We start from the raw sequence: 9,462 nt of genomic DNA, 5'->3' as shown, positions 1-9,462 counted from the left end.
GCGGGACACCGTGTTCGGCGTCCCGCGGACCGGGTGCGGACAACTGGGCGATGCGACCCGCGAAAACTCGGGTCGGACGGCCCGTATGAACGATCAGGCCTTCTTGGTCTCCCAGAAGATCTTGTCGATCTGGGCGATGTAGTCCAGCGCCTTCTGGCCCGTCGCCGGGTCGGTGGACGCCTTCGCGGCCGAGAGGGCCTTGAGCGCGTCGTTGACCAGCTGGTGCAGCTCCGGGTACTTCTCGAAGTGCGGGGGCTTGAAGTAGTCGCTCCAGAGCACCGACACGTGGTGCTTGGCGAGCTCGGCGCGCTGCTCCTTGATGACGGTGGCGCGAGCCTGGAAGTGAGGGTCGTCGTTACCGGCCATCTTTTCCTGGACGGCCTTCACCGACTCCGCCTCGATGCGGGCCTGGGCCGGGTCGTACACACCGCAGGGCAGGTCGCAGTGCGCGCTGACCTTGACCTTGGGGGCAAACAGGCGGGAGAGCATTTGAGCTGTCCTTCCTCGTGATCGTCTTCTCAGGTGGGACATTACTCCGTAGGAGACGGGTTTTCGCGAGTGCCCCCATGGGCTTAGGACAAAAGTCCGGGGTCAAACTGGGACTGGTGGAGGATAGGACCGGGGAGGTGCCGGTGATGCCGGAGCTGTCGCAGGAGACCGAGCGGGGGAGGGCCCTGCTGCCGTTCGGGGCGGCGGAGGTGACGGGCCCGTCCATGGTGCCCACGCTCCAGCACGGGGATCGGCTCGTCGTGCAATGGGGGGCGCGGGTGGGGCCGGGTGACGTCGTCGTCCTGCGGCATCCGTTCCAGCAGGACCTGCTCGTCGTGAAGCGGATCGCGGAGCGGCGCGAGGGCGGCTGGTGGGTGCTCGGGGACAACGCGTTCGCGGGCGGGGACAGCACCGACTACGGAACCGTTCCCGAGGAACTCGTCCTCGGGAAGGTGCGGTTCCGCTACCGGCCGCCGACGTCGGGTCAGCGTTCGCCGTTCGCCGTCGCCCGCTGGGTGCTGGTGGCCGCCAGGCCGGTGCTCTCCGCCCGGTCCGCCTCCAGGCGCTTGCGGGCCCGGTAGGCCGCGACGTTCGCGCGGGTCGCGCAGCGGTCCGAGCAGTAGCGGCGGGAACGGTTGGTCGAGGTGTCGAGGTAGGCGTTTCGGCACGGGGCGGCCTCGCACAGGCCGAGGCGGTCCACGCCGTACTCGGTCAGATGGAAGGCCAGGCCCATCGCCGCGATCGCCGCGTAGCCCGCGGTCGCGTTCGAGGGGTGGTCCGCCAGATGCATGTGCCACAGGGGGCGGTCGTCGTCGTCGCGGTGGTCGTGCCCCGAGATCTGCGGGCTCACCGGGAACTCGAGGAGCAGGGAGTTCAGCAGGTCCACCGCGAGTGTCTCCTCGCCGGTGTCCGCCGCCTCGAAGACCGCGCGCAGTCGCGCCCGTACGGAACGGAAGCGGGTGACGTCCGCCTCCGCGGCGCGGCGGGCCGCCGAGGCGTTGCCCCCGAACAGGTCACGGACGGCCTCGACCGAGGTCAGCGCGTCCTTGCCCCGGGCCGGTTCCTCGGTGTTGACGAGACGGACGGCGTAGTCCGAGTAATAGGCCAGTTCCACTTGTAGTCCTTACGGAGGCGCTCTATCGTTGTGCTGGCGGTCGGGTAACAGATGATCGCGCTTACAGGGTATTACGTGGTCGCCTGGAGGAGGGTCTTTCATGGCCATCGGCACCGGAACCGACTGGCACGCCTGGCAGCGGAGCTGGGACCGGCAGCAGGAGTGGTACATGCCGGACCGCGAGGACCGCTTCCGGGTGATGCTCGACATGGTCGAGGCCCTCGTCGGACCCGCGCCCCGCGTCCTGGACCTCGCCTGCGGCACCGGCACCATCACCGACCGGCTGCTCACCCGCCTCCCCGGAGCCACCAGCACCGGCGTCGACCTCGACCCCGCCCTCCTCACCATCGCCGAGGGCACCTTCGCCGGCGACGACCGGGTCTCCTTCGTCACGGCCGACCTCACGGACCCGCGGTGGCGCGCCGCGCTCCCGTACGACACGTACGACGCCGTGCTGACCGCCACGGCCCTGCACTGGCTGCACAGCGAACCCCTCGCCGACCTCTACGGCCAGATCGCCGAACTCGTCCGCGACGGCGGTGTGTTCATGAACGCGGACCACATGATCGACGAGTCGACGCCCCGGATCAACGCGGCCGAGCGCGCCCAGCGGCACGCCCGCATGGATCAGGTGAAGAAGGACGGTGCCCTCGACTGGGCCGAATGGTGGGAGGTGGCCGCCCAGGACCCCGTCCTCGCCGAGGCCACCGCGCGCCGCTTCGAGATCTACGGCGAGCACGCCGACGGCGACACCCCGTCCGCCGACTGGCACGCGCGCGTACTGCGCGAGAAGGGCTTCGGGGAGGCCCGTCCGGTGTGGCGCTCCCCCTCGGACGCGCTGGTGCTCGCGGTCAAGTAGACCCCTCGCAGGCGCTGTCGAGGCGGTACGGAGAAAGTCCGCGGGGCATGAGGAAGGGGCGGTACGGGAGACCCGTACCGCCCCTTGTTCCCTGCGCTCAGGAGCGTCGACGTCCGGTCAGAGGACCTTCGACAGGAACGACTTCGTGCGCTCGTGCTGCGGGTCCGTCAGGACGTCACGCGGGTTGCCGGACTCGACCACCACACCGCCGTCCATGAAGACCAGGCTGTCGCCGACCTCGCGGGCGAAGCCCATCTCGTGCGTGACGACGATCATCGTCATGCCGGACTCGGCGAGGTCGCGCATGACGTCGAGGACGTCACCGACCAGCTCCGGGTCCAGGGCCGAGGTCGGCTCGTCGAAGAGCATCAGCTTCGGGTCCATCGCCAGCGCGCGGGCGATGGCCACGCGCTGCTGCTGGCCGCCGGAGAGCTGCGAAGGGTAGCTCTTCGCCTTGTCGGACAGGCCGACGCGTTCGAGCAGCTCCAGCGCGCGGTCCCGGGCGTCCGACTTCTTGGCGCCCTTCACCTGGATCGGCGCTTCCATGATGTTCTCGACGGCCGTCATGTGCGGGAACAGGTTGAAGCGCTGGAAGACCATGCCGATGTCCCGGCGCTTCAGTGCGACTTCGCTGTCCTTGAGCTCGTAGAGCTTGTCGCCCTTCTGGCGGTAGCCGACGAGCTGCCCATCGACGTACAGGCGGCCGGCGGTGACCTTCTCCAGGTGGTTGATGCACCTGAGGAACGTGGACTTGCCGGAGCCGGAGGGGCCGATGAGGCAGAACACCTCGCCGGACTTCACCTCCAGGTCGATGCCCTTGAGGACCTCGACGGGGCCGAAGGACTTGTGGACGCCCTCGGACTTGACCATCGCCGTGGCGGAGTCCGCCTTGGTCACGTTGGCGGTCATGACGACACACCTCCCCTCGGGCTGCCCAGCGACAGAACGTGGGACTTGATCTTCTGGAACGGAGTGTCCGGGAGGCTGCGGCTGCTGCCCCGGGCGTAGTAGCGCTCAAGGTAGTACTGGCCGACGCTGAATACCGACGTCAGCAGCAGGTACCAGGCGGCGGCGAGGAACAGCATCTCGACCGGGGCGCCCGAGGTCTGGCCGATGTCCTGGGTCACGCGGAACAGCTCGGAGTACTGGATCACGGCGACCAGCGAGGTCGTCTTCAGCATGTTGATGACTTCGTTGCCCGTGGGGGGCACGATCACCCGCATGGCCTGCGGGATGACGATCCGGCGCAGGGTCTTGCTGTGGCTCATGCCCAGGGCCTGCGAGGCCTCGGTCTGGCCCTCGTCGACCGAGAGAAGACCGGCCCGGCAGATCTCGGCCATGTACGCGGCCTCGTTCAGGCCCAGGCCCAGCAGCGCCGTCAGCAGCGGCGTCATGAAGCTGGACCAGTAGTCCTTGTAGATCGGACCGAGGTTGATGTACGTGAACACCAGGCCCAGGTTGAACCAGACCACCAGCTGCACGAGGACCGGCGTACCGCGGAAGAACCAGATGTAGAACCACGCGATGGACGAGGTCACCGGGTTCTTCGACAGCCGCATCACGGCGAGCAGGATGCCGCCGCCGATGCCGATCACCATCGAGAGGAATGTCAGCAGCAACGTCTTGAGGACGCCGTCGATGACGCGCTGGTCGAAGAAGTAGTCGGGGATGGCTCCCCAGTTGATCTGTCCCTGGGAGAACGCGTAGATCACGGCGACCAGGAGCGCGATCGCGACGACCGCGGAGACGTACCGCCCGTAGTGCCGGACCGGGATCGCCTTGATGGCTTCCGGTCCGGCCGGGGGAGTGTCCTCCGGGCCCGCCGTCTTGTCGATGTCAACAGTCACGGGAGTTGTTGCCTTTCAGTGCCCGCTCGGTTCCGCGGTCACTTGCCGCCGTTGACCACGGCCGTCTTGACGGCGCCGGCGTCGACGCCCCACTTGGCGATGACCTTGTCGTACTCGCCGTTCTTGATGATGGCGTCCAGGGCGGCCTGGAGGGCGTCCCGCAGCTGCGTGTTGGACTTGGCGACCGCGATGCCGTACGGCGCCGCCTCGACCTGGTCGCCGACGATCTCGAAGTCCTTGCCGCCGCCCGAGGTCTTCACCGCGTACGCGGCGACCGGGAAGTCCGAGGAACCGGCGTCGGCGCCACCGCCACGCAGCCGGGTCTGGGCCTGCTGGTCGTTGTCGTAGGCCTCGATGGCGATCTTCTTGCCGCCCGTGCACTTCTTGGACTCGGACTTGGCGAGGTCCTCCGAGACCGTGCCGCGCTGCACCGCGATCTTCTTGCCGCACAGGTCGGCCCAGGTCTTGATGTTCTGCGTCTTGCCCTTGGGGGTGTAGATGGACACACCGGCGGTGAAGTAGTCGACGAAGTCGACACCCTCGCCGACCTTCTTGCCGGTGTCCGAGTCGATGCCCTCCTGGCGGTCCTTGGTGTCCGTCATGGCGGACATCGCCATGTCGTACCGCTTGGAGCGCAGACCCGTGAGCAGCGTGTCGAAGGTGCCGTTCTGGAAGTCGAACTTCACCCCGAGCTGCTTGCCCATCGCCGCGGCCAGGTCGGGGTCGATGCCGACGACCTTGCCGGAGCTGTCCTTGAACTCGACGGGCGCGTAGGCGATGTCCGAACCGACCTTGATGACGCCCGCGTCGCGGATGGCCTTGGGCAGCTTGTCGGCCAGCGGCGCCGAGCTGGTGCTCGCGGACGAGTCGCCCGAGTCGTTCTTGGTCTGGTCACCGCAGCCGGTGAGGATCAGCGCGCCGGCGACCGCGATCGCACCGACCGCTGCTATCCGGGACTGCGCGGCGGTGGTACGACGGGTGGTGCGTGCGGTCATGAGGGTTCCTCCGGCGGATGAGGGAGTAGCCGATAGGTCGACGAGAACACACACCTTCGAGTGTCGCGACCTCGTGTAATGACGGCATCTTGCCATTCGGACTGCGGCATTCAGGGTGCCCGCTATGTCAAAATCGGATAACGGGTGACCTCCGAACCGCTACCGGTCGGTACGACAAGGCCGGATGTTGTGCGGGAATCCCTCCTTCCGGCCGGAAGATCTTCGGCGTATCGCGCGATGTGAACGGCGGCTACGCCGCACTCGCGACCGAACGGGGACATGTCCTGATGTGTCAATGGATCAAGGCATGAGTCATCTCACCGATGTGTGATCTTGACGTTATGGACTCGTCCTCGACATGGTCCGTCGGGTAAGAAGGTTCTTTACACCCCTCATCCGGGGCTCAGGGCGCGTGTGCGGCGCGCCCGTCGCGCACCGCCCGTACGCAACCACGGCGGCAGGGTCTGCGCGGTGCCCGCCCACCCCTCAACCAGGAGTGGTCACCCTCAGACAATGAAGACTTAAGGGGTAAAACAAAGTGGCAGCGGAGATCGTCAATCCTCGCAGCGACAGCAGTACGGATCACGAAGGCGGGGCCGAGCCCCTCGATGCCTTCGACCCGGCTTTCGCGCTGCACCGCGGCGGCAAAATGGCTGTGCAAGCCACGGTGCCCGTCCGCGACAAGGACGACTTGTCCCTGGCGTACACGCCCGGCGTCGCGAAGGTGTGCAGCGCGATCGCCGAGCAGCCGGAACTCGTCCACGACTACACGTGGAAGTCGTCCGTGGTCGCTGTGGTGACCGACGGAACGGCAGTGCTCGGGCTCGGTGACATCGGCCCCGAGGCCTCGCTCCCCGTCATGGAGGGCAAGGCCATCCTGTTCAAGCAGTTCGGTGGCGTGGACGCGGTGCCGATCGCCCTCGCCTGCACCGGCGTCGACGAGATCGTCGAGACGGTGGCCCGGCTCGCTCCCTCCTTCGGCGGCATCAATCTGGAGGACATCTCGGCACCGCGGTGCTTCGAGATCGAGCGGAAGCTCCAGGAGCGACTGGACATTCCCGTCTTCCACGACGACCAGCACGGGACAGCGGTCGTCACCCTCGCGGCCCTGCGGAACGCCGCCAGGCTGACCGGGCGCTCGCTCGGCGACCTGCGCGCGGTGATCTCCGGCGCGGGCGCGGCCGGAGTCGCCATCGCCCAGTTCCAGCTGGAAGCGGGCCTCGGCGATGTCGCGGTCGCCGACCGCAAGGGCGTCGTGTCGCGCGACCGGGACGACCTGACGGACGTCAAGCGGGAGCTGGCGGAGATCACCAACAGGGCCGGGATCTCCGGTTCGCTGGAGACGGCGCTCGCGGGCGCCGACGTCTTCATCGGGGTCTCCGGCGGTACGGTGCCGGAGCCGGCGGTCGCCTCGATGGCGGAGGGCGCCTTCGTTTTCGCGATGGCCAACCCGAACCCCGAGGTGCACCCCGACATCGCCCACAAGTACGCGGCCGTCGTCGCGACCGGGCGGTCGGACTTCCCGAACCAGATCAACAACGTGCTGGCCTTCCCGGGGATCTTCGCCGGTGCGCTCCAGGTCCGGGCCTCCCGGATCACCGAGGGCATGAAGATCGCCGCCGCCGACGCGCTGGCCGCGGTCGTCGGGGACGACCTCGCCGCGGACTACGTCATTCCCTCGCCGTTCGACGAGCGGGTGGCTCCGGCGGTGACCGCGGCGGTGGCCGCGGCCGCCCGTGCGGAGGGCGTCGCCCGCCGCTGACGTGGTGTGCCTTGCTTGGCCCCGCCGGGAGGTTTCCGGCGGGGCCGGTTTTTTACCCGCGGGAGCGTCTGAGCGGGTGGTTCTTCGCCTTCTTCGCCCCCTCCACCCCTGCCCGTCCCCGCCCGTCCCGTACCCGGGGCTCCGCCGGGCCCTCCTCGAACGCCGGAGGGCTGAACCTTGCGCGTCCGGGGATCGAGGCCTGCGCGTGACGGGCCTCGCACCGGGGCTGCGGGGCGTGTCACACGGAGAGGCGGTTCCCCCGGCCGGGGGCGGAGCCTATCGTCGAGGTCATGTTCGCTGCCTATGCCGCCCGAATCGACCGTGACCAGCCGCTGAACGGCCTGGAGTTGGGGGAACGTCCGGCCCCCGAACAGAGGCCGGGCTGGACGACCGTGAACGTACGGGCCGCCTCCCTCAATCACCACGACCTGTGGTCACTGCGCGGCGTCGGCCTCGCCGAGGACAAGCTGCCGATGATCCTCGGCTGCGACGCCGCCGGGATCGACGAGGACGGCAACGAGGTCGTCCTGCACTCCGTCATCGGCCAGAGCGGGCACGGGGTCGGCCCCAAGGAGCCCCGGTCCATCCTCACCGAGCGCTACCAGGGCACCTTCGCCGAGCAGGTCTCCGTACCGGCGTGGAACGTCCTGCCGAAGCCCAAGGAGCTGTCCTTCGAGGAGGCCGCCTGCCTGCCGACCGCCTGGCTGACGGCCTACCGCATGCTGTTCACCAACGCCGGGGTACGGCCCGGCGACTCCGTGCTCGTGCAGGGTGCGGGCGGAGGCGTGGCCACCGCCGCGATCGTGCTCGGGAAGGCCGCCGGGCTGCGGGTCTTCGCCACCAGCCGTGACGAGGCCAAGCGGAAGCGGGCGCTCGAACTCGGTGCCGTCGAGGCGCTGGAGTCCGGGGCGCGGCTGCCGCAGCGGGTGGACGCCGTCATCGAGACGGTCGGCGCCGCCACCTGGTCGCACTCGGTCAAGTCGCTGCGTCCCGGCGGCACCGTCGTCATCTCGGGTGCCACCAGCGGCGACCGGCCCTCGCACGCCGAACTGACGCGGATCTTCTTCCTCGAACTCAAGGTGGTCGGCTCCACCATGGGGACGAAGGACGAGCTGGAGGATCTGCTGGCGTTCTGCGCGGCCACCGGTGTGCGGCCCGTCATCGACGAGGTGCTTCCGCTCGACCGGGCCCGTGAGGGGTTCGAACGGCTGGAGTCCGGCGACCAGTTCGGCAAGATCGTGCTGACCGCGGGCTGATGCCCCGGGCCGCGCGGACGCGCGGCCGACGCCCTGGGGCGGGTCCGTTGCCGGCCGGCTTCGGAGACGTGTCGTATCGCGGCGGGTCCGGATTTCCGGGCCCGCCGTTTCGTGTGTCCTGGCGGTGGTGCGTGCCGGGCCCGGCACGGGTGTCAATGCTGGTTGACAAGGAGTGTCTGTCAACGTAGGTTGACGTCATGACCGAAGCAACGGATCTTGCCGAGCGCGCGGGTGATCGCGATCCGCGGGTCGGGCTGCGAGCGGTCTCCGCGCTGCGGAGGCTGCTGGAGCAGTTGGAAGCGGTACAGGTGCGCAGTGCGCGCCATCAGGGCTGGTCGTGGCAGGAGATCGCCGCGGAACTCGGAGTGAGCAGGCAGGCCGTGCACAAGAAGTACGGGAGGCAGTGATGTTCGAACGCTTCACGAAGGATGCGCGTGCCGTCGTAGAGGAGGCGGTGTCGCACTCCGAGCGGGTCGGGGCCGAGACCGTCGAGGAGGAGCACCTGCTGCTGGCCCTCCTCGACCGGGAGGGCAGCCGGGGTTCCTTCGCCCTGACGTCGCTCGGGGCGGCGGGGGTCCGGGAGTCGCTGGAGCGGGACCTCGCCGAGGCGCGCCGCCGGGGCGGGCTGTCGCGCGCCGACGCGGACGCCCTGTCCGGGCTCGGTATCGACCTGTCCGAGATCGTCTCCCGGATCGAGGAGGCGCACGGGGAGGGGGCGCTGGGGTCGGGCAAGCGCGCCGGGAACGGCCGACGGTCCTGGCGCCGGCCCTTCGGGCAGGGGGCGAAGGATGTCCTGACGCGGGCCCTGCGGGTCGCTCTCTCCCGACGGGACCGCCACATCGGGGACGAGCACCTCCTGCTGGCGATCACCCTGCGGGGCGGGGTCGCGGGCGAGGTGCTGGCCGATCACGGCGTCACCTACCAGTCGGTGACCAGGGTCCTGTACGGGGAGGGCGGCGTGGCCGAGGCCGGGTGAGGCGAGGCCCGTGCCGCACGGCCGGCGCAGGCCGGTAAGGCCCGGCGAGGTGCGGACTTCGCCGTCGATGCGATCCGTGGAGGTCGACGGGAGCCGACGAAAGACGGTCTGAGACGGTCCGAGTCGTTCTGTGTCGGTCCGTGTCAGGCAGTTCCGGTCCGCGC

11 protein-coding genes are annotated in these 9,462 nt (G+C 69.1%); 6 read left to right on the top strand and 5 right to left on the bottom strand.

What is annotated here, in order from left to right; all coding sequences use genetic code 11:
* Positions 1 to 93 precede the first annotated feature (93 nt).
* Positions 94 to 489: a superoxide dismutase, Ni gene (gene sodN / locus ACFWBT_RS11205; RefSeq protein WP_023546844.1), complete on the bottom strand. Its 396-nt coding sequence runs from the start codon at positions 487 to 489 to the stop codon at positions 94 to 96.
* Between the two features lie 146 nt (positions 490 to 635).
* On the opposite strand from sodN, the gene sodX reads away from it, so the two are divergent.
* Complete coding sequence (sodX, locus tag ACFWBT_RS11200; protein ID WP_385698228.1) at positions 636 to 1,070, top strand: nickel-type superoxide dismutase maturation protease; 435 nt, start codon at positions 636 to 638, stop codon at positions 1,068 to 1,070.
* Here the strand turns inward: sodX and ACFWBT_RS11195 are convergent.
* A complete protein-coding gene (locus ACFWBT_RS11195; protein ID WP_385698221.1) occupies positions 974 to 1,603 on the bottom strand; it encodes a CGNR zinc finger domain-containing protein in 630 nt (209 codons plus the stop codon). The genes sodX and ACFWBT_RS11195 overlap by 97 nt on opposite strands.
* A 100-nt stretch (positions 1,604 to 1,703) precedes the next feature.
* On the opposite strand from ACFWBT_RS11195, the gene ACFWBT_RS11190 reads away from it, so the two are divergent.
* Positions 1,704 to 2,462 carry a methyltransferase domain-containing protein gene (locus tag ACFWBT_RS11190; protein WP_385698219.1) on the top strand — a complete coding sequence of 253 codons (759 nt, stop codon included), beginning with the start codon at positions 1,704 to 1,706 and terminating at the stop codon, positions 2,460 to 2,462.
* A 117-nt stretch (positions 2,463 to 2,579) separates the two neighbouring features.
* Here the strand turns inward: ACFWBT_RS11190 and ACFWBT_RS11185 are convergent, their stop codons facing one another.
* Genes ACFWBT_RS11185 through ACFWBT_RS11175 form a run of 3 tightly spaced genes read right to left on the bottom strand, consistent with a single transcriptional unit; the run spans position 2,580 to position 5,304 of the window.
* Complete coding sequence (locus ACFWBT_RS11185; protein ID WP_385698218.1) at positions 2,580 to 3,371, bottom strand: amino acid ABC transporter ATP-binding protein; 792 nt, start codon at positions 3,369 to 3,371, stop codon at positions 2,580 to 2,582.
* On the bottom strand, positions 3,368 to 4,309 hold the full coding sequence (locus ACFWBT_RS11180; RefSeq protein WP_385698217.1) for an amino acid ABC transporter permease: 942 nt from the start codon (positions 4,307 to 4,309) through the stop codon (positions 3,368 to 3,370). The genes ACFWBT_RS11185 and ACFWBT_RS11180 overlap by 4 nt, the downstream gene beginning before the upstream one ends.
* Positions 4,310 to 4,347: 38 nt before the next feature.
* Positions 4,348 to 5,304 (bottom strand): ABC transporter substrate-binding protein, encoded by a 957-nt coding sequence (locus ACFWBT_RS11175; RefSeq protein ID WP_385698215.1) that lies wholly within the window; start codon positions 5,302 to 5,304, stop codon positions 4,348 to 4,350.
* Positions 5,305 to 5,842: 538 nt separating this feature from the next.
* Between ACFWBT_RS11175 and ACFWBT_RS11170 the strand changes: the two genes are divergently transcribed.
* The 4 genes from ACFWBT_RS11170 (at position 5,843) to ACFWBT_RS11155 (ending at position 9,298) form a co-directional block, all read left to right on the top strand.
* Positions 5,843 to 7,066, top strand: a complete 1,224-nt coding sequence (locus tag ACFWBT_RS11170; protein ID WP_385698213.1) for an NADP-dependent malic enzyme — start codon at positions 5,843 to 5,845, stop codon at positions 7,064 to 7,066.
* Positions 7,067 to 7,356: 290 nt separating this feature from the next.
* On the top strand, positions 7,357 to 8,322 hold the full coding sequence (locus ACFWBT_RS11165; RefSeq protein ID WP_356461337.1) for a zinc-binding dehydrogenase: 966 nt from the start codon (positions 7,357 to 7,359) through the stop codon (positions 8,320 to 8,322).
* A gap of 197 nt (positions 8,323 to 8,519) precedes the next feature.
* Positions 8,520 to 8,729: a helix-turn-helix domain-containing protein gene (locus tag ACFWBT_RS11160; protein ID WP_385698211.1), complete on the top strand. Its 210-nt coding sequence runs from the start codon at positions 8,520 to 8,522 to the stop codon at positions 8,727 to 8,729.
* A complete protein-coding gene (locus ACFWBT_RS11155) occupies positions 8,729 to 9,298 on the top strand; it encodes a Clp protease N-terminal domain-containing protein (RefSeq protein ID WP_385698209.1) in 570 nt (189 codons plus the stop codon). Before ACFWBT_RS11160 ends, ACFWBT_RS11155 begins: the two co-directional genes overlap by 1 nt.
* The last annotated feature ends 164 nt before the right edge of the window (positions 9,299 to 9,462 follow it).

The organism is Streptomyces sp. NPDC060027, from assembly GCF_042737005.1.
In the GTDB taxonomy this organism is placed as follows: domain Bacteria; phylum Actinomycetota; class Actinomycetes; order Streptomycetales; family Streptomycetaceae; genus Streptomyces.
This window is presented reverse-complemented; position numbering and strand designations above follow the sequence as displayed.

What these genes read in the sequence shown, in the direction of transcription:
- sodN (WP_023546844.1), bottom strand. Translation starts at nt 489, where the DNA reads ATGCTCTCCCGCCTGTTTGCCCCCAAGGTCAAGGTCAGCGCGCACTGC.
- sodX (WP_385698228.1), top strand. Translation starts at nt 636, where the DNA reads ATGCCGGAGCTGTCGCAGGAGACCGAGCGGGGGAGGGCCCTGCTGCCG.
- ACFWBT_RS11190 (WP_385698219.1), top strand. Translation starts at nt 1,704, where the DNA reads ATGGCCATCGGCACCGGAACCGACTGGCACGCCTGGCAGCGGAGCTGG.
- ACFWBT_RS11185 (WP_385698218.1), bottom strand. Translation starts at nt 3,371, where the DNA reads ATGACCGCCAACGTGACCAAGGCGGACTCCGCCACGGCGATGGTCAAG.
- ACFWBT_RS11175 (WP_385698215.1), bottom strand. Translation starts at nt 5,304, where the DNA reads ATGACCGCACGCACCACCCGTCGTACCACCGCCGCGCAGTCCCGGATA.
- ACFWBT_RS11165 (WP_356461337.1), top strand. Translation starts at nt 7,357, where the DNA reads ATGTTCGCTGCCTATGCCGCCCGAATCGACCGTGACCAGCCGCTGAAC.
- ACFWBT_RS11160 (WP_385698211.1), top strand. Translation starts at nt 8,520, where the DNA reads ATGACCGAAGCAACGGATCTTGCCGAGCGCGCGGGTGATCGCGATCCG.
- ACFWBT_RS11155 (WP_385698209.1), top strand. Translation starts at nt 8,729, where the DNA reads ATGTTCGAACGCTTCACGAAGGATGCGCGTGCCGTCGTAGAGGAGGCG.